This window comes from Streptomyces sp. NPDC025833, from assembly GCF_055558055.1.
This window is the reverse complement of record NZ_JBVHNF010000005.1, coordinates 419049-441692: the sequence shown is the minus strand read 5'-3', so window position 1 is coordinate 441692 and position 22644 is coordinate 419049. Positions and strand designations below refer to the sequence as shown.

Genomic DNA, 22644 nt, shown 5'->3' with positions numbered 1-22644 from the left:
GGGGGGGGGGGGGGGCGGGGGGGGGGGGGGGGGGGGGGGGGGCGGGGCGGGGGGGGGGGGGGGCGGGCCGGGGGGGGCGGCCCCCCCCCCCCCGCACCTCTTCCGTCCGGGGCGGTGCGTCAGCGCTCGCCGGCGACCTTCCAGGCGGTGGGCAGCACGCCCATCGCCAGGACGGCCTTCAGGGCGTCACCGATCAGGAACGGGGTGAGGCCGGCCGCGATCGCCGCGGAGGCGGACAGGTGCGCCGCCAGGGCCAGGTAGGGGACGCCGACGGCGTAGATGACCGCCTCGCCGAGGATCATCGTGCCGGCCATGCGCAGCGGCGAGCGGTCCGCACCGCGGCGGGCCAGCGCGCCGACGGCGGCGGAGGCGAGCAGCATGCCGAGGATGTAGCCGAAGGAGACCATGCCGGCGCCGGAGTCGCCGTTCGCGAACCAGGGCATGCCGGCCACACCGGCGACCGCGTACAGGGCGAGGGAGAGGAAGCCGCGGCGGGCCCCGAGGGCGGTGCCGACGAGCAGCGCGGCGAAGGTCTGGCCGGTCACCGGCACCGGGGAGCCGGGCACCGGCACCGCGAGCTGGGCCGCGAGCCCGGTCAGCGCGGCACCGCCGACGACGAGGGCGGCGTCGCGCACGCGCGAGGCCGGGATGAGGTCGGCGAGGACGGTGCCGGGTCGGACGGCGGCGGTGGCGGTGCTCATGAGGACTCCGCGGGTGACGGGGACATGCTGGGACACGGCGACGCTATCCCAGCGAACTCGGGCGATCACCGTCAGCGCTCGACAAAGGGCGGAACGAGAGCTTGGTGGGCTCCGGACAAAGAGTCCCGCCTACACCGGCCCGCGCGTGACCCTGGTCACGCAGGCCCTGACGTTTCACTCACGTGACGCGCACCTGAGGATTTCGTGCGGTCTCGCCAACCGGACCCCGGCCGTCTGGTCCGGGTCGCCGCGCCGTCCTACCCTGCCAGCCATGGCCGCCCAGTCCCGGAACCTCACCTCGCGCCGCTATGTCGACCTGCGGCGCCAGGGCACGGCCACCTGTCGCCGCTCCGGGTAGGGGCGGGCCCTCCGGCACGCCTCGCCGCGCGGTCTTCCGAGAGTGTCGGCTCCCTTCCCGAGGACGGTCCCCCATGCCCCGTACCGCGGTTCCCGCCCTGGCCTCCCCCGTTCCGCGCGCCGCGGACAGCGACCGGCGGCGCACCAGCGCCAGCGTCGTGCTGCGCTCCGTGCTGGAGCACGGGCCGGTGGCCCGCAGCACCATCGCCCGGCTGACGGGCCTGTCGCCCGCGTCGGTGACCGAGCACTGTGCCCGGCTGGCCGAACGGGGGCTCGTGCGGGAGTCGGCCGCGCCCCGCCGCTCGAACGGAGTGGGCCGGCCGCACGTCCCGGTCGACCTGGACGACGGCCGCTTCCTGGTGGCCGGGGTGCACGTGGCCGTGCCGTACACCACCGTCGCACTGCTGGACCTGCGCGGCCGGGTGGTGGCCCGGCGGGAGCTGCCGCACGAGCGGACCGAGCCCGGCCCGGTGCTGGCGCGGGCCGCCGAGGGCCTCGCCGGGCTGCTCGCCGGGGCACCGGGACGCCGCCCGCTGGGCGTCGGGGTGGCGGTGGGCGGCTGGGTCGACCGGGAGACGGGCACCGTGGTCGAGCACGAGCTGCTGGGCTGGCGGGAGGTGCCGGTGCGCGAGCTGCTCGGCGCCCGCACGGGGCTGCCGGTCCGCGTGGACGGCCACGCGCGGGCGCTGGTGCACGCGGAGCGGCTGTTCGGGCGGGTCCGGGGCAGCCGCAGCCTGCTGCACCTGTTCGTGGGCAACGTGGTCGACGCGGCCTTCGCGACCAACGACGAGGTGCACCACGGGCCGCGGTCGGCGGCCGGGGCGATAGCGCACCTGCCGGTGCCGGGCGGCACGCTGCCGTGCGCGTGCGGCCGTACCGGCTGCCTCCAGGTGGAGTTGAGCGAGCGGACGCTGTGCCGACGGGCCCGGGCGGCCGGGGTGACCGCCTCGGCCGACCCGATGCGCGTGGTGGCAGCGGCGGCGGCCGGGAACACGGTGGCGCGGCGCCTGCTGCTGGACCGGGCGCGGTCGACCGGGCGGGCGGCCGGGCTGCTGCTGGACGTGCTCAACCCGGAGACGGTCGTGGTGACCGAGGTCGGCGTCCTGCACTTCGACGACTGCCTGCACGCGCTGCGGGACGCGACCGGGCACGGCCGGGCGGCGGCCGTGCTGCCGTCGAGTTTCCCGGACTCCGTGCTGGCGACGGCGGGCGGATCGGTCGTCCTGGAGGCGTTGTTCCGGGACCCGCTGAGCGTGTCACCAGACGTTATTTAATTCAGAAACTCGGAATGTTGACAGGGGGCGAGTGGTACCGGGAACATCCTGGTCATGGCCCCGCACACACGCTGTCGCACTTTCTGTTGCTGACATGTTGCCGCGCATGAAGCGCGTGTTTCCCGCTGCGTGAGTCTTTCTTCTTCCGGCCCTCCGTCCCGGAATTCCCGCTGCTTTTCCTGCCTTTTTCTCCTGGGAGTCCTCCCATGCACCGTCGTGCTTTCCTCACCGCCGCGCTGGGCGCGTCCGCCGCCGCTCTGGGCGCCGGCGGCTGCGCGAACGGCAGTGCCGCCGCCGACACCGGCGCCGCCACCCGCCCGCTCGCCCGCAAGGTGCCGGCCGGCACCAGCCTGAAGATCGCCTCCTACCAGGACGTGCAGCAGCTCCAGTTCCGGCTGGCGAAGCTGCCCGCACTGCCGTTCACCGTCTCCGAGTGGGTGAATGTGGGAGCGGGGCCGGACGTCATCAACGCCTTCCGCGCCCGCTCCCTGGACCTCGCCAACAACGCGGGCATCCCGCCGATCCAGGCGCACTACCAGGGCTTCGCCGCGAAGATCGTGGCGATCGGCCTGACCCGCCGGCCCAACTACCTGTTCGCCACCAAGCCCGGCAGCGACATCCGCACCACCCGCGACTTCCGGGGCCGCAGGCTCGCCTTCTCGCAGGGCCAGGCGCAGGGCGTCGTGCTGCTGCGGGCGCTGAAGCGAGCGGGGCTGGCCTACGACGACGTGGAGCTGGTCCCGCTGACCAGCAACCAGTTCCTCACCGCCCTGCAGTCCGGGCAGGTGGACATCGCCCCGCTCGCCAACAGCCAGGCACCGGCGTACCTGAAGCAGTACGAGAGCGAGGGCGCCCGGGTCGTGCGGACCGACGTCGTCGACCTGCTCAACGTGCTGTGGGCGCCGCAGTCCGTGCTGAACGACCCGGCGAAGGCGGCCGCGATCGCCGCCTACGTCCCGCAGTGGGCGCGCGGCCAGGTGTGGCAGTACGAGCACCCGGCGGTGTGGAACGAGGAGTTCTACGTCAAGACGCAGAACCTGACCCGCGCCCAGGCCGAGTCGATCACCGCCCTGGCCAACAAGCCGCTGTTCCCGCCCCGCTGGGACGAGGCCGTCCGGTGGGAGCAGGAGACCGCCGATCTGCTCGCCGAGGGCGGGTTCGTGGAGAAGTCGGACGTGTCCTCCCTCTTCGACCACCGCTTCGAGTCCCTGGCCGCCCGGGCCGTACCGGCGGAGTACCGGAGGTGACCGCCGTGACCACGACCACCGCCGCCCCGCGGGCCGCCACCGGGAAGGCGCCGCGGGCCGGCAGGGGCCGCCGGCTCTCCCCCGGCCGCCGGCTGCCGGCCGCCCGGCTCGCCGGGCCGCTGCTGCTGCTCGCCCTGTGGGCCGGCGCCTCGGCCGCCGGGACGCTGGACACCGGCGCCGTCCCGGCCCCCTGGACGGTGCTGCGGACCGCCGCCCGCCTGTGGACCGCGGGCACCCTGCCGGACGACGTCCTGACCTCGCTGGAACGGGCCGGCTACGGCTTCGCGATCGGGCTGACCGCAGGGGTGCTGCTCGCGCTCGCCTCCGGGCTCAGCCGGGCCGGGGAAGCGCTGATCGACGGGACCGTGCAGCTCAACCGGGCGATCCCCACCCTCGGGCTGATCCCGCTGTTCATCCTCTGGCTGGGCATCGGCGAGACCTTCAAGATCGCCATCATCGCGATCGTCGTCTACATCCCGATCTACCTGAACACCCATGCCGCGCTGTCCGGCATCGACAGCCGGTTCGTCGAACTCGCCGAGGTGCAGGGCCTGTCGAGGCTCGCGTTCGTCCGGGAGGTCGTGATCCCCGGGGCGCTGCCCGGGTTCTTCACGGGGCTGCGGCTCGGCGTGACCGGCTCCTGGCTGGGCCTGGTGGTGCTGGAGCAGATCAACGCCACCAGCGGACTCGGCTACCTGATGTTCCAGGCGCAGAATTACGGCCGGACCGACGTCATCCTGGTCGGCCTGCTGATCTACGGCGTCCTCGGGCTGGTCTCCGACAGCGTGGTCCGCCTGATCGAAGGGAGGGTGCTGTCATGGCGCCGCACACTGGGCAACTGACCCGGCCCGCCGTCCAGCTACGCGGCCTGACCAGGTCGTTCGGCCGCCGTACCATCCTCGACGGCATCGATCTCGACCTGCCCGCCGGGCAGTTCACCGCCCTGCTCGGGCACAGCGGCTCGGGCAAGTCCACCCTGCTGCGGGCGGTCGCGGGCCTGGACCACGGGGTGTCCGGCGAGGGGCGGCTGACCGCGCCCGAGCGGGTGTCGGTGGTCTTCCAGGACGCGCGGCTGCTGCCCTGGCGCCGGGTGCTGGACAACGTCCTGCTCGGCCTCGACGGAAAGGACGCCGGGGCGCGCGGCCGGGCCGCGCTGGCGGAGGTGGGTCTCGCGGGCCGCGAGCGGGCCTGGCCGGGCGAGCTGTCCGGCGGTGAGGCCCAGCGCGCGGCACTGGCCAGGTCCCTGGTGCGCGAGCCCGAACTCCTGCTGGCCGATGAGCCGTTCGGGGCGCTGGACGCGCTCACCCGGATCCGGATGCACAACCTGCTGCGCGACCTGTGGCAGCGCCACCGGCCGTCCGTGCTGCTCGTCACCCACGACGTGGACGAGGCGATCGTGCTCGCCGACCGGGTCCTCGTCCTGGACCGGGGCCGCATCGGCCTCGACCTGACCATCGACCGTCCCCACCCGCGTTCCTACCGCGAACCGGTGCTGGGCGAGTACCGGGAGCGGCTGCTCGCCGCGCTCGGCGTCACGGAGGACCACGCATGACCCGGCGGCTCCACCTCAACGCGTTCCTGATGAACACCGGTCACCACGAGGCGTCCTGGCGGCTGCCGGAGAGCGACCCGTACGCACACACCGACCTCTCCCACCACGTGGCCCTGGCGCGGACCGCCGAGCGCGGCACCTTCGACTCGCTCTTCCTCGCCGACGGCCCCCAGTTGTGGAACAACCTCGCCCAGCGGCCGGCCGGCGCCCTGGAACCGCTCACCCTGCTGACCGCGCTGGCGACCGCCACCGAGCACATCGGCCTGATCGCCACCGCCTCCACCTCCTACAACTCCCCCTACAACCTGGCGCGCAGGTTCGCCTCGCTGGACATCGTCAGCGGCGGCCGGGCCGGCTGGAACATCGTCACCACCGCCGGTGCCGAGGCCGCGGGCAACTTCGGCCTGGATGCCGAGCCGGCGCACGCCGAGCGGTACGCGCGGGCCGCCGAGTTCCTGGACGTGTCCCTGAAGCTGTGGGACAGCTGGGAGGACGACGCGGTCGTCGCCGACAAGGCGGCCGGCGTCTGGGGCGACGACAGCAAGATCCATCCGCCCCGGCACCGGGGCCGCTTCTTCGGCGTGGCGGGCGCGCTCAACGTGCCCCGCAGCCCGCAGGGCTACCCGCTCCTGGTGCAGGCGGGCTCGTCGGAGGACGGCAGGGCGTTCGCCGCCCGGTACGCGGAGGCGGTGTTCACCGCGCAGCAGACGCTGGCCGGCGCGCAGGAGTTCTACGCCGACCTCAAGTCCCGCGCCGTCCGGGCCGGGCGCGACCCCGGGCACGTCAAGGTGCTGCCCGGGATCGTCCCCGTGCTCGGGTCGACCGAGGCCGAGGCGCGGGCCGCCGAGCGGCTGCTGGAGGACCACATCGTCCCCGCGCACGGGGTGGAGCGCCTGGAGGCCCTGCTGCGGCTCCCGCCGGGCACCCTGGAGCTGGACGGCCACCTGCCCGCCGATCTGCCGCCCGAGTCGGCCATCGAGGGCGCGAAGAGCCGGTACACGCTCGTCGTGGAGCTGGCCCGGCGCGAGCGGCTGACCGTGCGGCGGCTCATCGGCCGGCTCGGCGGCGGGCGCGGGCACCTCACCGTCGCCGGGACGCCCGAGCGGGTCGCCGACGAGATCGAGACGTGGTTCACGCGGGGCGCGGCCGACGGCTTCAACGTCATGCCCGCGGTGCTGCCCTCCGGTCTGGACGCCTTCGTCGAGCACGTCGTCCCGCTGCTGCGCGCCCGCGGCCTGCTGCGCACCGGGTACGGGCCGCGCCGGACCCTGCGGGAGCGTTACGGCCTGCCCCGGCCCGCCAACCAGTACGTGACCCCCGTCCCGTCCGCCGTCTGAGAGGAACCGTCATGTCCATCGAGATCACCAAGGTCACCGCACGCATCGGCGCCCGGGTGTCCGGCGTCGACATCTCCCGGCCGCTCGCCCCGGAGGAGGTCGCGGCGATCCGGGCGGCCCTCGACGTCCACAAGGCGCTCGTCTTCGACGACGTGCGGCTGGACGACGCCGGCCAGCAGTCCTTCGCCCGCCACTTCGGCGACCTCACCACCGCCCACCCGACCGTCGAGGCGGTCGAGGGCTCCCCTAACGTCCTGCCGGTCGACAGCGAGCGCGGCCGCGCCAACCACTGGCACACCGACGTCACCTTCGTCCTCAACCCCCCGCAGGCCAGCACCCTGCGCTCGCTCACGGTCCCGCCGTACGGCGGCGAGACGCTGATCGCCAACGCGGCGGCCGCCTACCGCGACCTGCCCGAGCCGCTGCGCCGGCTGGCCGACACCCTGTGGGCGGAGCACACCAACGACTACGACTACGCGGTACCGGACGAGGAGATCGACGAGGAGCGGGCCGCCCAGCGCGCCCGGTTCACCTCGATCGCGTTCCGCACCGCGCACCCGGTGGTCCGGGTGCATCCGCTGACCGGCGAACGCGGGCTGTTCATCGGCGGGTTCGCGCAGCGGATCGTGGGGCTGTCGAACGGCGAGTCCCGCAGGATCCTCGACCTGCTCCAGGCGTACGTCACCCGCCCGGAGAACGTGCTGCGCCACCGCTGGTCGGAGCACCAGCTGGTGCTCTTCGACAACCGGATCACCCAGCACTACGCCATCGACAACTACGACGGCCTGCCGCGGCGGCTGCACCGGGTGACCGTCGCCGGTGACATCCCGGTCGGCACCGAGGGCAAGGAGAGCTACGCGATCGAGGGCGACGCCTCGCACTACACCCCCTTGGCGGCGTAACCGGGAGTTAACCCAGGGTGCGGCGAGTGTCCGCATAATGGGCGGCCCGTTCGCGTGAGCGGACAGGCCGCCCAGACTGGCGGAGTTTTCGCCCGTCCATCGCACTGGGAGAGCCATGCCCAGCACCACCACGGGAACGCCGCCGCGCCAGCGGGCGGACGGCTCCCTCTCCCACGGCCTCAAGCAGCGCCACCTCTCGATGATCGCCCTCGGCGGGGTGATCGGCGCGGGGCTGTTCGTCGGCTCCGGCGCGGGCATCGCGGCCGCCGGGCCGTCCGTCGTGATCGCCTACGCCCTCTCCGGCCTGCTGGTGATGCTGGTGATGCGGATGCTCGGCGAGATGTCGGCCGCCCACCCGTCGTCGGGTTCGTTCTCCGCGCACGCCGAGCGGGCGATCGGACCCTGGGCCGGCTTCACCGCGGGCTGGTCGTTCTGGGTGCTGCTCTGCACGGCCGTCGGCCTGGAGGGCATCGGCGCCGCGAAGATCGTCCAGGGCTGGCTGCCGGGCACCCCGCAGTGGATGTGGGTGGCGCTGTTCATGGTGGTGTTCTGCGGGGCGAACCTGGCCGCCGTGAAGAACTTCGGCGAGTTCGAGTTCTGGTTCGCCGCGCTGAAGGTGGGCGCGATCGGCCTGTTCCTGGTCCTGGGCGTGCTGGCGATCGCGGGCGTGCTGCCCGGCACGGACTCCCCCGGCGCCTCGAACCTCTCCGACTTCCTGCCGAACGGCGGCGACGGCCTGCTCGTCGGCCTGCTGGCCTCGGTCTTCGCGTACGGCGGCCTGGAGACGGTCACCATCGCCGCGGCCGAGTCGGAGGACCCGGTGCGGGGCGTCGCCTCCGCCGTCCGCACGGCGATGTGGCGCATCGCCCTGTTCTACATCGGCTCCATGGCGGTCGTCGTCACCCTGGTGCCCTGGGACTCCGCGGACGTCGTGACGAAGGGGCCGTACGTCGCCACGCTCGACCACCTCGGCATCCCGGGCGCGGGCCAGCTCATGAACGTGGTCGTCCTGGTCGCCCTGCTGTCGGCGATGAACGCCAACATCTACGGCTCCTCGCGCATCGCCTACTCCCTGGTGGAGCGCGGCCAGGGCCCGCGGAAGCTGGCGAAGCTGTCCGGCGGGGTGCCCCGGGTCGCGGTCCTGACCTCGTGTTTCTTCGGTTTCGTCTGCGTGCTGCTCAGCTACTGGCGCCCCGACGACGTCTTCCCCTGGCTGCTGAACATGATCGGCGCGGTGATCCTGGTCGTCTGGATCTTCATCGCCGTCTCGCAGTTGCTGCTGCGCCGCCGCATCGAGCGCGAGGCGCCCGAGAAGCTGGTGGTGCGCATGTGGGCGTTCCCGTGGCTGACCTGGATCGCGCTGGCCGGCATGGCCGCGATCTTCGTGCTGATGGCGCGGGAGCCCGGCACCCGGGTCCAGCTCTACTCGACCGGCGGCATGACCCTGGTGCTGGCCGCGGCCGGCTACGCCCGGCAGCGGGCGCGCGCCGGGCGCTGACACCCGCCCCTCCCGGCGAGGCCCCCACGTACGACACGTGGGGGCCTTTCTGTTGAGCGGGCGCAGTTGTTGCTAGCGTGTAGTTGCAAGCGTCTTGCAATAAGGTTCCGGAGGGGATCACCCATGCCCGTCTACACGTTGCCCGAGCTGCCCTACGACTACTCCGCGCTGGCCCCCGTGATCAGCCCCGAGATCATCGAGCTGCACCACGACAAGCACCACGCCGCCTACGTGAAGGGCGCCAACGACACCCTGGAGCAGCTCGCCGAGGCGCGGGAGAAGGAGACGTGGGGGTCGGTCAACGGCCTGGAGAAGAACCTGGCCTTCCACCTCTCGGGGCACATCCTGCACTCGATCTACTGGCAGAACATGACCGGCCCGAAGGAGGGCGGCGGCGAGCCGCTGGCCGCCGACGGGGTGGGCGAGCTGGCCGAGGCGATCACGGAGTCGTTCGGTTCGTTCGCCGGCTTCAAGGCCCAGCTCTCCAAGGCCGCGGCCACCACCCAGGGCTCGGGCTGGGGCGTCCTCGCCCACGAGCCGCTGAGCGGGCGCCTGGTCGTCGAGCAGGTCTACGACCACCAGGGCAACGTCGGCCAGGGCGCCGTCCCGATCCTGGTCTTCGACGCCTGGGAGCACGCCTTCTACCTGCAGTACCGCAACCAGAAGGTGGACTTCATCGAGGCCATGTGGCAGGTCGTGAACTGGCAGGACGTCGCCCGCCGGTACGCGGCCGCCACGTCCCGCCCGGACGTGCTGCTGCTCGCGCCCTGACCGGCCCGAGCACCCCCGGACGTCCTGCCTCGTGATCGTCTTCTCACCCTTCACGACGGCAGGCGCATGAGGGAGGACCCCCGTGAGGACGTGACTCACGGGGGTCCTCCGCTTTCCGGCGCGGCCGCCTACAGGTTGCTGAAGTCCGGGCCCTTGGTCCGGCTCCGCTTGATCTCGTAGAAGCCCGGCACCGAGGCCACGGCCACCGTGCCGTCCCACAGGCGGGCCGCCTCCTCGCCCTGCGGGGCGGGCGTGACGACGGGGCCGAAGAAGGCGATCTGCTCGCCGTCGGGGCCGGGCAGGGAGATGACCGGCGTGCCGACGTCCTGGCCGACCCGGTCGATGCCCTCCTTGTGGGAGGCGCGCAGCTCGGCGTCGAACTCGAAGTCCTCCTGGTCGGCGTAGTCGATCAGGTCCGCGGGCAGCCCGGTGTCGGCGAGCGCGCCGGCGATGGCCTCGCGGGTCGCGCCCTCACCGTCGTTGTGGATGCGGGTGCCGAGCGCGGTGTACAGCGGGCCGAGGACGTCCTCGCCGTGCTTCTGCCAGGCGGCGGTGACCACGCGGACCGACTGCCACGCCTGGGTGGTGAGCAGCTCGCGGTACTCGTCGGGCAGTTCGTCGAGCTTGTCCTCGTTCAGCACGGCGAGGCTCATGACGTGCCAGCGGACCTCGATGTCGCGCAGCTTCTCCACCTCCAGCACCCAGCGGGAGGTCATCCACGCCCAGGGGCACAGCGGGTCGAACCAGAAGTCGACGGGGGTCTTGCCGGACGAGATGGCTGACTCGGACATGGCACTCCTTGGCGAAAGTCCGTTTTCCCGCGTCAACGACGGCACCGGCACCGGCATTCCCCGCTGTCCGCCGTCAGGAGCACATGGCAGGATCACTCCTGTTCCACCACCATCCACGCGATCACAAGGGAGTGCCGTCCGTGCCCGGTGAGAATCTGTCCCGCGAAGAGGCCCGGGAGCGGGCCGCCCTGCTGTCCGTCGACGGGTACGACGTGTCCCTGGACCTGAGGTCCGCCGTCGGCGACGGGAACGGCGAACCGCGCACGTTCCGCTCGGTGACCACCGTCCGGTTCCGCTGCGCCGAGCCGGGGGCGTCGAGTTTCGCCGACCTGGTCGCGCCGGGCGTCACCTCGGTCTCGCTCAACGGCCGGGACCTGGACCCGGGCGAGGTCTTCGACGGCTCGCGGATCGCGCTGGACGACCTGGCCGCCGAGAACGAGCTGGTCGTGGACGCGCAGTGCGCCTACTCCCGCACCGGCGAGGGGATGCACCGCTTCGTCGACCCGGAGGACGGCGAGGTCTACCTCTACACGCAGTACGAGCCGGCCGACGCCCGCCGCGTGTACGCCAACTTCGAGCAGCCGGACCTGAAGGCGCCGTACCGCTTCGAGGTGCGGGCACCCGAGGGCTGGACGGTGTGGAGCAACGGCGCGGGCGAACTCGCCGACGGCGTGTGGCGGTTCGCCGAGACCAAGCCGATCTCGACGTACATCACCTGTGTGGTGGCCGGCCCCTACCACTACGTGACGGACTCCTACACGCGGACCCTGGAGGACGGTTCGAAGCTGGAGATCCCGCTCGGCGCGATGTGCCGCAAGGGCCTCGCCCCGCACTTCGACGCCGAGGACGTCTTCCTGGTCACCAAGCAGGGCCTGGACTTCTTCCACGACCACTTCGACTACCCGTACCCGTTCGGGAAGTACGACCAGGCGTTCGTGCCCGAGTACAACCTGGGCGCGATGGAGAACCCCGGCCTCGTGACCTTCCGCGAGGAGTACATCTTCCGCGGGAAGGTGACGCGGGCGTCCTACGAGGCCCGGGCCAACGTCATCCTGCACGAGATGGCGCACATGTGGTTCGGCGACCTGGTCACCATGGAGTGGTGGGACGACCTGTGGCTGAAGGAGTCCTTCGCGGACTTCATGGGCACGTTCGCGAACGTGGGCGCGACCCGCTTCAAGGACGCCTGGATCACCTTCGCCAACCGCCGCAAGGCCTGGGCGTACCGCGCCGACCAGCTCCCGTCCACGCACCCGGTCACGGCGGACATCCGCGACCTCCAGGACGCCAAGCTGAACTTCGACGGCATCACCTACGCGAAGGGCGCCTCGGTGCTCAAGCAGCTCGTGGCGTACGTCGGCCAGGACGCGTTCCTGGAGGGCGCCCGGCGCTACTTCAAGCGCAACGCGTACGGCAACACCCGCCTGGGCGACCTGCTGTCGGTGCTGGCCGAGACCAGCGGCCGGGACATGTCGGGCTGGGCGCGGTCCTGGCTCCAGACGGCCGGGGTGAACGCGCTGACCCCGCAGGTGCTGCTGGACACCACGGGCGGCCGGATCGCCGAGCTGGCGGTCCTCCAGGAGGCCGCGGAGTCGCACCCCGACCTGCGCCCGCACCGGATCGCGGTGGGCCTGTACGGGCGTACGCCCGAGGGCGCGCTGGAGCGGTACGCGCGCGTGGAGACGGACGTGCAGGGGCCGCGCACGGTCGTGGCGGAGCTGGCGGGCGCCCAGGCGCCGGAGCTGGTGCTGGTCAACGACGACGACCTCACCTACTGCAAGACCCGGTTCGACGAGACCTCGCTGGCCACCCTGCGGGCGCACCTGGGCGCGCTGACCGACCCGCTGGCCCGCGCCCTGTGCTGGTCGGCGCTGTGGAACCTGACCCGGGACGGGCTGCTGCCGGCACGGGACTTCATCGGGCTGGTGCTGCGCTTCGCCGGCCGCGAGTCGGACATCGGCGTGCTCCAGATGCTGCACGCCTGGGCGAACACGGCACTCGTGCACTACGCGGCGCCCGACTGGCGGGAGACCGGCGGGGCGCTGCTGGCCGAGGGCGCGCTGCGCGAGCTGCGGGCGGCCGGAGAGGGCAGTGAGCAGCAGCTCGCCTGGGCGCGGTTCTTCGCGGCCGTGGCCGCCGCGGAGCCGGACCTGACGCTGCTGCGGGACCTGCTGGACGGCACGACCGCGATCGAGGGCCTGGTCGTGGACCAGGAGCTGCGCTGGGCGTTCCTGGAGCCGCTGGCCGCGCACGGGGCGGCCGACGAGTCGGTGCTCGCGGCGGAACTGGCCCGGGACGACACGGCGTCGGGCAAGCGGCACCAGGTGCGCTGCCTGGCCGCGCGGCCGTCGGCCGCGGTCAAGGCGCAGGCGTGGGCGCAGGTGGTGGAGTCGCAGACGCTGTCCAACGCGCTGGTGGAGGCGACGATCGAGGGCTTCGTCCAGTCGTCGCAGCGGGAGCTGACCGCGCCGTACGCGCAGCTCTACTTCGCCGCGATCGAGCGGGTGTGGCGGGAGCGGTCGATCCAGATCGGCATGGACGTGGTCCGCGGGCTGTTCCCGGCGTTCCAGGACCGCCGGGAGACCCTGGACGCGACGGACGCGTGGCTGGCGGCGCACGAGGACGCGGCGCCGGCGCTGCGCCGGCTGGTGCTGGAGGCGCGGGACGACCTGGCGCGCGCCCTGCGGGCACAGGCGTGCGACGCGGGGGCCGGCGAGGGCTGATCCCCGGCCCCGGACCGCCCGGCCGGCGACCGTTACGAGATCCGGGCCGAGTGAGCCGTAACCCCTGGTCCGCACCCGTGCGGACCAGGGGTTTCCGCTGCCGCCCCGGCATCCGGACACCTGGCCTCCGGTCCCGTCTTGTCCGCCTTTCTCGACGGACGTGTAACAACGGTTACAGGCGGAACCGGACGCGGGAATTTCGGAGCCATGACCCACAACACCCCGCTCTCCCCCCGCCCCCTCCGCCACCTCCGCGACGTCCACCGCCGCGTCCAGACGGCGGCCCAGCTGCGCGCCCACGGCGTCCCGGCGGCCGAACTGGCCGAACGGTGCCGCCCGGACGGCCCCTGGCGGGAACTCCTGCCGAACGTGATCCTGCTGCACCCCGGTCCGCCCACCGGCGAGGAACGGCTGCACGGCGCCCTGCTGTACGCGGCGCGCGCGGCGGCGGGACCGGGTGTCCCCGCCCAGCCGTCGGCCGGGAACCCGCACCGCCGGCTGTACGCGGACGCGGTGGTCACCGGCCTGGCGGCGCTGACCCTGCACGGTTTCTCCGGCACCCCGACGCTGGCCTCGCTGGACCACGTGGACGTCCTGGTCCCGCGGCCGCGCCGGCTGCGCTCCACGGGCTACGTCCGGGTCCTGCGCACCTCCTCCCTGCCCGCCCCGGACACGGTGAGCGGCCTGCCGGTGGCCCCGGCGCCGCGGGCGCTGGCGGACGCGGTCGCGGTCGCGGAACCGACGGACGCGGAGGCGGTGCGCCGGCTGCTGACCGAGTCGGTGCGCGCCGGCCACTGCGAACCGGCCGCCGTGGTCCGGGAGCTGACGCGGGCGAGGCTGCTGACCCGCCCGCACGTGGTGGACGCGGTGGACGCGCTGCTCGCCGAGGGCCGCTCGATCGCCGAGGACCGCCTGTACCGGATGGTCCGCGAGCAGGGCCTGCCCGACCCGGTCTGGAACGTCGACCTGCGGCTGCCCGGCGGCCCGCACCTGGGCGGCCTGGACGCCTACTGGCCGGACCAGGCGGTCGCCGTGGAACTCGACACCCGCGCGCCCCGGCACGACGACGACGCGCAGTGGTCGGAGTACGCCCGCAAGCGCGAGCACCTGGAGCGCCTCGGCATCACGGTCGTGTACATCACGCCGAGGAAGCTGCGGGACTCCGCGGAGCAGCAGGCGGCGGTGGTGCGGACGGCGCTGATGGCGTCCGGCGACCGCGACCCGGCCGCGTACGTCGTGGTGCTGCCCCGGTAGCGACGTGCCGGCCGACGGGCAGGGGGGCCGCCGGGGAGGGAGCCGGGAGGGGAGCGGAGGGGCCGCCGGGCCGGGCGTCGGCGGCCCCTCCTCGTGCGCGCCGCGCCGCCACTTCTGCTGCGCCGCCCGGGTGAGGGTTCACCCGGGCGGGTGAGCCGGGCGGGCGGGGGGCCCGAGGGCCGCGGTACAGGTCAGTCATGAGAAAGCCCCGAACAGCCGCCGGCGTGTGCTCCCTGCTCCTCGCGGCCGCCTGCGCGTTCGCCGCCCCCGCCACGGCACAGGTGACACCCCGGACCGCGGCCGGCGGCTACGTGGCCCTCGGCGACTCCTACTCCTCCGGCGTCGGAGCCGGCGACTACCTGGCCTCCGGCAAGGAGTGCAGGCGCAGCAGCCGGGCCTACCCCGTGCTGTGGGCGGAGGCGCACGCGCCGGCCTCCTTCAGCTTCGCCGCGTGCAACGGCGCCGGTGTGCGGGAGGTCCTGACCGAGCAGCTCGGCCACCTCAGCGCCCGCACCGGCCTGGTCACCCTCACCGTCGGCGGCCACGACTCGGGCTTCGCCGCCGTCATGGCCACCTGCGCGCTGGGCGGCACCGAGCGGTGCCTGTCCGCCGTGTCCCGGTCGCGCGCCACCATGGACGGGACGCTCGCCCGCGACCTGGACCGCCTCTACACCGCCATCCGGGCCAAGGCGCCCGCCGCCCGGGTCGTGGTGCTCGGCTACCCGCGCCTGTACCACCTCGGCGGCAATTGCTCACTCGGGCTCCGGGACGGCGACCGGGCCTCCCTCAACGAGGCCGTGGACCACCTCAACGCGGTGATCGCCGGGCGCGCCGCCGGGCACGGGTTCGCCTTCGCCGACGTGACGGCGGCCTTCGCCGGCCACGAGATCTGCTCGTCCCACCCGTGGCTGCACAGCGTCGAGGTGCCGGCGTTCACCGAGTCGTACCACCCGACCGCGCCGGGCCAGTCGCTCGGCTACCTGCCGGTCCTGACCCGGGCGTCCTGAGCGGGCGGACCCCTAGCAGAACTCCTTCTCGTTCACCGCCTCCGGATCGCCCGCCCAGTCCCCGTTGAAGTTCAGGGCGAGGGAGTGCCGGCCGTCCGCCGTCGTCACGGCGGAGGAGGTGGAGCCGGGGATGCCGCCGTCGTGGCCCCAGACGTGGACCCCGCAGGACAGGGTGATGTCCGCGAGGCCGAGGCCGTAGCGGATGTTCGGCACGCCGTCGATCCGCACCGTGGTCTTCATCTCCTTGAGCTGGCGCGGCGGCAGCAGCTCGCCGCGCAGCAGGGCGCCGTAGAAGCGGTTCAGGTCCGCCGAGCCGGAGATCATCTCGCCGGCCGCGGAGGCGATGGAGGGGTTGAGGGTGGTGACGTCGTACGTCGGGCCGGTCGTGGCGTCGGCGAGTTTGGAGTAGGCGCGGGAGCTGGGCCGCGGGACGGTGACCCGGGTGCCCGGGACGGAGGTGGCCGTCAGGTGCAGGGGGCGGATGACACGGCGGTTGATCTCGGTGGCGTAGGAGCGGCCCGTGGCCTTCTCGATGATCATCCCGGCCAGGACGTAGTTGGTGTTGGAGTAGTTCCAGGACGTGCCCGGCGCGAAGTCCGGTGCGTGCCGCATGGCGACCGCGACCAGTTCGTCCGGGGTGAGGGTGTCGTAGCGGTGTGCGAGGAAGCCGTCCCTGAGGAGGTGGGTGCGGCGGAAGTCCGGGTCGGCCAGGTAGTTGTAGATCCCGCTGGTGTGGTTGAGCAGTCCGCGGACGGTGACGCGGCGGCCGTCGTGGCCGTGGCCGCGCACCACGCCGGGCAGCCACCGGTCGACCGTGTCGTCCAGGGAGAGCCGGCCCTCGGCCTCCAGCTGGAGCAGGACGGTGGCCACGAAGGTCTTGGTGATGCTGGCGACGCGGTACCGGTCGGCGGCCGTTCGGGGCGCGCCCGTGCGGAGGTCGCCGACCCCGGCCGTCGCGGACCAGGTGCCGCGGGCGTCCCGCACGGTGGCGGTCGCCCCGGGCACCCCGGCCCGGACCTGTGCCTCGATCGCCGCGCGCGTCGCCGGGTGGCCGCCGCCGGAGCCACCGCGGGTGGCGGCCGCGGCCGGGGCGGCCAGGGCCGCCGTGAGGAGCAGGGCGGTACCGCCCAGGAGTGCCGTACGTCCACGCATGTCTTCCCCCTGCTTGTGCCGGGTGGCTCGGTCGGGGGGAGGGACCCGGGGCCGCCCTCGCGGGTTGCCCCGCCCCGGGCCGGTTGAGCGACTTTTGGCCCTTCTCCGGCGCGGCCTGCCGCTCAGCGGGGACCGTCCCGGCGGGGGTCGTCCTCGCGGGGGTCCGCGACGGCGGGGGCCGGGCGGCCGGGCGGGGGCCGTTCGCGCCACAGCCGCAGGGCCGTGTCGACCAGCGCCACGCGGGTGAGCCCGGGGACGGCGGCCAGGTCGTGCCAGGCGGCGAAGTCGGTGGAACCGCCGACCTCGTAGCGCAGTTCGCCGCCGGTCACCTCGCCCTCGTAGACCAGGCGCAATCCGTGGTGGTCGGTGGGGCGCGGCAGGCGCCCGGCACGCAGGACGCGCCGGGAGGAGTCCACGCCGAGCAGGCCGGTCACCTCGATGCGGTAGCCGGTCTCCTCGGTGACCTCGCGGCGGACGGTGTCGTACGGGTCCTCGCCGTGCTCCATGCCGCCGCCGGGCAGCACCCACTCGGGTGTGCCGTCGGGGGCGGGTGACCGGGCCAGCAGGAGCTGTCCGTCGCGGACGCACACGGCGTAGGCCGCCACCCTCAACTTCCGTCTCATTCCTAGACGTTAGCGGGCAGCTCGGCCGGTGCGTCCACCGGTGGCGACCAGCGCAGCGGCAGGGCGGCCGGGGTCCACCGGGCCTCGGCGAGGGTGAAGCGGACGGTGCGGGCGCCGTCGGGGGCGAACTCGGTGCGGGCCTCGCCGGTGAGCTGGAGGGTGTCGCCCGTGTCCCAGTCCAGGAAGAGCAGACCGGCCCGCCGGTCGGCGCGCAGGTTGCCGAGGCTGAGGAACATGGCGTTGCCGGCGTAGTCGGGCCAGGTCAGTTCGCGCGGCGAGGTGACGCGGACGAAGCCGGGACCGCCACCGCGGTGGCTGACGTCGGCTCCGCCGGGGTGCACGGTGGCCAGGAAGAAGGTGTCGGCGCCCCGGACGAACGCGGCCCGCGCCGCGGTCAGGTGGTCCGTGCGCAGGACCGGGCCCGGTGTGCGGCCGTCGACGGTCTCCCAGGACTCCCGGCGCCGGATGTACCGGGGGCAGTTGGCGAACACCTGGTCGGCCGTCACGGTGAAGCCGCGGGGGGCCGGCCGCAGCCGGCCGTTGAGGCGCATGCGGCGGCGGGTGCGGGGGTCGAGGGCGAGGGTGCCCAGGTGGGTGCCCGGTGCCGCCCCGGCCGCCGCGAGCGGTTCGGGCAGGGCGGCGTCCACCGTCATCAGGCGCGGCTCCGGCGCGCGGACGAAGCCCGGCGGGCCGGTGAGCGCGGCCGCCCACACCCGCCCCGTGCCCGGGTCGGCCGCGCCCACGACCAGCAGCGGCCGGAGCGCCAGGAAGGCCGCCGCGACCGGCTTGACGTCCTGGCCCAGGGAGCGGCCCACGTGGTCGGCGCGGTCGCGGACCCCGGCCAGGGCCTGGAGGGCGAGCGAGCCCGCGTGATAGGTGCCCATGATCAGAAGAAGCCGCAGGTCGGGGCCGAGGCGTGCGGAGCGGGGGCGCCGTCCGGACCGAGCGGGGCGGAGATCTCCAGCCGGATGCCGTCCGCGTCGTGGAAGAAGAGGCCGCCCGTGGCGCCGCCCTCGTGGTGGGCCACCACGCCGTCGTGGGCGAACTCCACCCCGGCGGCCCGCAGCGCCGTCTCGTACTCCCGCACGCGCTCGGCCGACTCGACCGTGAAGGCGAGGTGGTGCAGTCCGGCCCGGTCCGGGGCGTACGGCCCGTGCGCCTGCTGCCAGAGGGTGACCAGGGGGGCGCCGCCGGCCTCCCCCAGCATCGCCCAGCGCCGGTCGTCCTCCTTGCCCTCGGCGAGCACGGCGAAGCCGAGGACGTCTCGGTAGAGGGCGAGCGAGCGGTCGAGGTCGGTGACGTTCAGGCCTGCGTGCGCGATCCGCGGTGCCATGGGGTCCTCCTTCGGTTCCTAACCTTCATAAAAGACCTTAGAGGGTTAGGCGACAGCGGGTCAACCGCTTACCTACAATTGAGCGGTTAGAAGAGAAGGAGGGGCCCATGCCCACCCCCCGCGACCCCCGCCCGCTCACCGGTGAGCCCCTCGCGCTCGACCTGCTCAACACCCGCTGGATCCAGGACGGCGTCCGGCGGGACCTGCTCACGGACACGGAGGGGCTCGCGGTGTGGCTGGAGGGCAACGGGCTGACCGGCGGCCACCCGGCCGACGCCGGCGTGCTGCGCCGCCTGCGCACGGCGCGCGAGGCGCTGGAGGCCGCGCTGGCCGGCCCGCCGGCCGAGGCGGCCCCGCTCGTGGACGCCGTGCTGGAGCACGGGCGCGTCCGGGTCCGGCTGACCGCCGACGGCCCGGCCGAGGAGGCCGAGTTCGCCGACCCGTCGTGGGGCCCGGCCTGGCTCGCCGCCCGCGACTACCTGCACCTGCTCGCGCGCGGCCCGGAGCGGATTCGCACCTGCGCCGGCGCCGCCTGCGTCCTGCGCTTCTACGACACCTCGCGCAACGGCACCCGCCGCTGGTGCTCGATGGCCGCGTGTGGCAACCGGGCCAAGGCGTCCCGCCATTACGCGCGTTCGAGGGAGAACTGAGCGGATACCACCCCAGAGGGTTACCAACCGCCCATTTCCCACCGGGGGTTTTCCCCATACGTTCATTTCGTTTCGGTCAACGGTCCCCCAATTTCCGGCCCGTTCGGTAAGGCTGAGCGCTCTCGTCCGCTCGATCCTTCACCTAGGGATGCCGATGACCCACACGCCCGAGCGTGATCCCATATCCGGTCCGAGACGCCTGGCCCGCATAGCCGTGGCCGTGGGCGTGGTGGCCGCCCTCTCCGCGGCGGGGCCGGTGCCGCTGGCCCTCGCCGCGGACGCGCCCCCCGCCCCGGCCGCCGACGCCGGCGTCAAGTCCGGGCACGACAAGCTCGGTTCGGACGACGCCGAGGCGCTCGCCGAGGCCAAGGCCGACGGCGCCGAGAACGTCACGATGATGATCGCCACCGCTCCCGGGCAGACCGAGCAGGTCGCCGAGAAGCTGGACGCGGTCAAGGGCGGCTCCGTGGGCCGCACCTACGACGAGGTCGGCTACGTCCGCGCCACCGTCCCCACCGGCAAGGCCGACGCGGCCATCAAGGCCGCGGCCGACCTCTCCTCGGTGCACGCCATCGACCTCCGGCGGGAGATCCCGCTCGACGACCCGGCGCCGGACGCCGGCGCCTCCGGCGCCTCCCGCACCGTCAAGGGCGCGTACCCGGCCCCCGGGAAGAACACCCCGGCCGAGAACCCGTACAACCCCTCCTTCGAGACCGGTGCCGTCGACTTCGTCGAGGAGCACCCGAAGGCGGACGGCCGCGGCGTCACCATCGGCATCCTGGACTCCGGCGTCGACCTCGGCCACCCGGCGCTGCAGAAGACCACCACCGGCGAGCGGAAGATCGTCGACTGGGTCACCGCGACCGACCCGATCCTGGACAGCGACGGCACCTGGCGCCGGATGACCAACCCGGTCAGCGGCCCGTCGTTCGGCTACGGCGGCGTCACCTGGAAGGCCCCCGCGGGCGACTACCAGGTCAACCTGTTCCGCGAGTCCGCCACGGCCGGCGGCGACGCCAAGGGCGACGCCAACCGCGACGGCGACACCACCGACGCGTGGGGCATCCTCTACGACCCGGTCGCCGGCACCGTCCGCGTCGACCTGAACAACAACTTCGACTTCACCGACGACGCGCCGATGAAGCCGTACCGGGACGGCTACCAGATCGGCTACTTCGGCACCGACGACCCGAAGACCGACGTCGTCGAGCGGCAGCCGTTCGTCGTCCAGATCCGCAAGGACGTGCCCACCGACCCGTACGGCGGCGACTGGGTCGGCAAGAAGGCCGACTTCGTCAACATCGGCGTCATCGAGTCCGAGCACGGCACCCACGTGGCCGGCATCACCTCCGCCAACGGCCTGTTCGGCGGCAGGATGAACGGCGCGGCCCCCGGCGCGAAGATCGTCTCCTCGCGCGCCTGCACCTGGACCGGCGGCTGCACCAACGTCGCGCTCACCGAGGGCATGATCGACCTCGTCGCCAACCGCGGCGTCGACATCGTCAACATGTCGATCGGCGGCCTGCCCGCGCTCAACGACGGCAACAACGCGCGCGCCGAGCTGTACACCCGGCTCATCGACACCTACGGCGTCCAGCTCGTGATCTCCGCGGGCAACTCCGGGCCCGGCGTCAACACCATCGGCGACCCCGGCCTGGCGAACAAGGTCATCTCGGTCGGCGCGACCGTCTCCAAGGAGACCTGGGCCGCGAACTACGGCTCGGCCGTCGAGACCAAGTACGCGATGATGCCGTTCTCCTCCCGCGGCCCGCGCGAGGACGGCGGCTTCACCCCGACCCTGAGCGCGCCCGGCGCCTCGATCAACACCACCCAGACCTGGCTGCCGGGCTCCCCGGTGACCGAGGCGGGCTACTCGCTGCCGGCCGGCTACTCGATGCTCCAGGGCACCTCGATGGCCTCCCCGCAGGCCGCCGGCGCCTCCGCGCTGCTGCTGAGCGCCGCGAAGCAGAAGGGCGTCGACCTCACCCCCGCCCGGCTGCGCACGGCGCTGACCTCGACCGCCGACCACATCAAGGGTGTGCAGGCGTACGAGGAGGGCGCGGGCCTCATCAACATCCCGGACGCGTGGGAGTCGATCAAGGACGGCGCCACCGCGCACGACTACACCGTCAAGGCGCCGGTCGACACCGCGATCGACTACGCCCTGAAGACCCCCGGCTTCGGCACCGGCCTCTACGACCGTGAGGGCGGCCTGAAGGCGGGCCAGAAGAAGACGTACGACATCACCGTCACCCGCACCTCCGGCCCGGACAAGGCCGTCCGGCACGAGCTGCACTTCGAGAACAACACCGGGCACACCTTCCGGATCGTCGGCGACGACGTCGTCGCGCTGCCGCTGAACCGGCCGGTGACCGTCAAGGTGCAGGCCGCCCCGTCGTCGGCGGGCATCAAGAGCGCGATCCTTGAGGTCGACGACCCGCGGACCGAGGGCATCGACAAGCAGATCCTCTCCACGGTCGTGGTCTCGGCCCCCGTGCGGTACGCCTACTCGGCCGCCGGCTCGGTGCAGCGCAACGGCACGCAGTCGTACTTCGTGACCGTGCCCGAGGGCGCCACGTCGCTGGAGGTCGCGATCAGCGGGCTGAAGGCCACCAGCCAGACCCGGTTCATCGCCATCCACCCGTACGGCGTCCCGTCCGACAGCACGTCGACCCCGTACTGCTACAACAACTACCTGGACGGCAACGGCTGCAAGCCCGACGTGCGCTCGTACGCCCCGCAGCCCGGCGTCTGGGAGATCGAGGTCGAGGCGCGCCGCACCTCGCCGCTGCTGGACAACCCGTACACGCTGGACGTCACCGTGCTCGGCGCGGCCTTCGACCCGGAGACCGTGACCGTCCCGGAGGCCCGCGTGGGCACCCCGGTGACCGCCTCCTGGACGGTGGCCAACAAGTACGCCGCGCTGGAGGGCAGGCTGGTCGGCGGTCCGCTCGGCTCGGCCAAGTCCGACCGCCCGGCCATCAGGCAGGGCGAGACGCAGACCACCACGGTCACGGTCCCGGCGGGCGCGACCTCGCTCGACGTCGCCATCGGGGGCGTCTCGGACACCGCGGCCGACCTGGACCTGACGGTGTACGACGCGGCCGGCAAGGAGGTCGGCAAGTCCGCCGACGGTGACTCGGAGGAGGCGGTCTCCGTGCGCTCCCCGGCCGCCGGCACCTACACCGTCCAGGTCGCGGGCTACTCGGTGCCCTCCGGCTCCACCGACTACGACTACCGGGACGTGTTCTTCTCGCCCGCGCTCGGCACCGTCACGGTCGGCGACTCGGCCCCGGTCAAGCTCGGCACGGGCGCGTCGGCGACGGTGACCGGCCAGGTCACGGCCGCCGCCGAGGCTCCGGCCGGCCGCGAGTTCTTCGGCCGGGTGCAGCTCGTGAACACGCGCGGCACGGTCGCGGGCACCGGCAGCGTGAAGATCGCCAAGGTCACGCCGTAACGGGTGATCCGAACG

Annotated in this window: 19 protein-coding genes; 13 read left to right on the top strand and 6 right to left on the bottom strand. The window is 73.4% G+C overall.

Going from position 1 to position 22644, the window contains the following annotated elements:
* Positions 1-119: 119 nt before the first annotated feature.
* Entirely contained in the window at positions 120-701 is a 582-nt protein-coding gene (locus ACZ4K2_RS11445; protein WP_467472032.1) for a biotin transporter BioY, read from the bottom strand.
* Between the two features lie 431 nt (positions 702-1132).
* Here ACZ4K2_RS11445 and ACZ4K2_RS11440 point away from each other — a divergent pair, with 431 nt between their 5' ends.
* The 8 genes from ACZ4K2_RS11440 (at position 1133) to ACZ4K2_RS11405 (ending at position 9639) form a co-directional block, all read left to right on the top strand.
* Positions 1133-2332, top strand: coding sequence for an ROK family protein (locus ACZ4K2_RS11440; RefSeq protein WP_467472030.1), 1200 nt, complete (start codon positions 1133-1135; stop codon positions 2330-2332).
* A gap of 206 nt (positions 2333-2538) precedes the next feature.
* Complete coding sequence (locus ACZ4K2_RS11435) at positions 2539-3579, top strand: ABC transporter substrate-binding protein (protein WP_467472029.1); 1041 nt, start codon at positions 2539-2541, stop codon at positions 3577-3579.
* Positions 3576-4421 (top strand): ABC transporter permease, encoded by an 846-nt coding sequence (locus ACZ4K2_RS11430; RefSeq protein WP_467472027.1) that lies wholly within the window; start codon positions 3576-3578, stop codon positions 4419-4421. The genes ACZ4K2_RS11435 and ACZ4K2_RS11430 overlap by 4 nt, the downstream gene beginning before the upstream one ends.
* Positions 4397-5131 (top strand): ABC transporter ATP-binding protein, encoded by a 735-nt coding sequence (locus ACZ4K2_RS11425; RefSeq protein ID WP_467472025.1) that lies wholly within the window; start codon positions 4397-4399, stop codon positions 5129-5131. The genes ACZ4K2_RS11430 and ACZ4K2_RS11425 overlap by 25 nt, the downstream gene beginning before the upstream one ends.
* Positions 5128-6468, top strand: a complete 1341-nt coding sequence (locus tag ACZ4K2_RS11420) for an LLM class flavin-dependent oxidoreductase (RefSeq protein ID WP_467472023.1) — start codon at positions 5128-5130, stop codon at positions 6466-6468. The genes ACZ4K2_RS11425 and ACZ4K2_RS11420 overlap by 4 nt, the downstream gene beginning before the upstream one ends.
* 11 nt (positions 6469-6479) lie before the next feature.
* Positions 6480-7370: a TauD/TfdA dioxygenase family protein gene (locus ACZ4K2_RS11415; RefSeq protein ID WP_467472021.1), complete on the top strand. Its 891-nt coding sequence runs from the start codon at positions 6480-6482 to the stop codon at positions 7368-7370.
* 115 nt (positions 7371-7485) lie between these two features.
* Complete coding sequence (locus ACZ4K2_RS11410) at positions 7486-8868, top strand: amino acid permease (RefSeq protein WP_467472018.1); 1383 nt, start codon at positions 7486-7488, stop codon at positions 8866-8868.
* 123 nt (positions 8869-8991) lie between these two features.
* A complete protein-coding gene (locus ACZ4K2_RS11405) occupies positions 8992-9639 on the top strand; it encodes a superoxide dismutase (RefSeq protein ID WP_467472016.1) in 648 nt (215 codons plus the stop codon).
* Between the two features lie 128 nt (positions 9640-9767).
* On the opposite strand, the gene ACZ4K2_RS11400 is transcribed toward ACZ4K2_RS11405, so the two are convergent.
* Complete coding sequence (locus ACZ4K2_RS11400) at positions 9768-10430, bottom strand: mycothiol-dependent nitroreductase Rv2466c family protein (RefSeq protein WP_467472014.1); 663 nt, start codon at positions 10428-10430, stop codon at positions 9768-9770.
* A 140-nt stretch (positions 10431-10570) separates the two neighbouring features.
* Here ACZ4K2_RS11400 and pepN point away from each other — a divergent pair, with 140 nt between their 5' ends.
* The 3 genes from pepN (at position 10571) to ACZ4K2_RS11385 (ending at position 15414) form a co-directional block, all read left to right on the top strand.
* Positions 10571-13153 (top strand): aminopeptidase N, encoded by a 2583-nt coding sequence (gene pepN / locus ACZ4K2_RS11395; RefSeq protein WP_467472061.1) that lies wholly within the window; start codon positions 10571-10573, stop codon positions 13151-13153.
* A gap of 207 nt (positions 13154-13360) precedes the next feature.
* Positions 13361-14407, top strand: a complete 1047-nt coding sequence (locus tag ACZ4K2_RS11390; protein ID WP_467472012.1) for a hypothetical protein — start codon at positions 13361-13363, stop codon at positions 14405-14407.
* A 197-nt stretch (positions 14408-14604) separates the two neighbouring features.
* Entirely contained in the window at positions 14605-15414 is an 810-nt protein-coding gene (locus tag ACZ4K2_RS11385) for an SGNH/GDSL hydrolase family protein (RefSeq protein WP_467472010.1), read from the top strand.
* Positions 15415-15426: 12 nt separating this feature from the next.
* Here ACZ4K2_RS11385 and ACZ4K2_RS11380 read toward each other — a convergent pair whose 3' ends face one another.
* From ACZ4K2_RS11380 to ACZ4K2_RS11365, 4 genes are all read right to left on the bottom strand, one after another.
* A complete protein-coding gene (locus ACZ4K2_RS11380; protein WP_467472008.1) occupies positions 15427-16566 on the bottom strand; it encodes a serine hydrolase domain-containing protein in 1140 nt (379 codons plus the stop codon).
* 122 nt (positions 16567-16688) lie between these two features.
* Positions 16689-17189, bottom strand: coding sequence for an NUDIX hydrolase (locus ACZ4K2_RS11375; RefSeq protein ID WP_467472006.1), 501 nt, complete (start codon positions 17187-17189; stop codon positions 16689-16691).
* Positions 17190-17191: 2 nt separating this feature from the next.
* Positions 17192-18073 carry a pyridoxamine 5'-phosphate oxidase family protein gene (locus tag ACZ4K2_RS11370; protein WP_467472004.1) on the bottom strand — a complete coding sequence of 294 codons (882 nt, stop codon included), beginning with the start codon at positions 18071-18073 and terminating at the stop codon, positions 17192-17194.
* 2 nt (positions 18074-18075) lie between these two features.
* Positions 18076-18522 carry a VOC family protein gene (locus tag ACZ4K2_RS11365; RefSeq protein WP_467472002.1) on the bottom strand — a complete coding sequence of 149 codons (447 nt, stop codon included), beginning with the start codon at positions 18520-18522 and terminating at the stop codon, positions 18076-18078.
* A 107-nt stretch (positions 18523-18629) separates the two neighbouring features.
* On the opposite strand from ACZ4K2_RS11365, the gene ACZ4K2_RS11360 reads away from it, so the two are divergent.
* Together ACZ4K2_RS11360 and ACZ4K2_RS11355 are read left to right on the top strand one after the other, a co-directional pair.
* On the top strand, positions 18630-19172 hold the full coding sequence (locus tag ACZ4K2_RS11360) for a CGNR zinc finger domain-containing protein (protein ID WP_467472000.1): 543 nt from the start codon (positions 18630-18632) through the stop codon (positions 19170-19172).
* Positions 19173-19326: 154 nt separating this feature from the next.
* A complete protein-coding gene (locus ACZ4K2_RS11355; protein WP_467471998.1) occupies positions 19327-22629 on the top strand; it encodes a S8 family serine peptidase in 3303 nt (1100 codons plus the stop codon).
* The last annotated feature ends 15 nt before the right edge of the window (positions 22630-22644 follow it).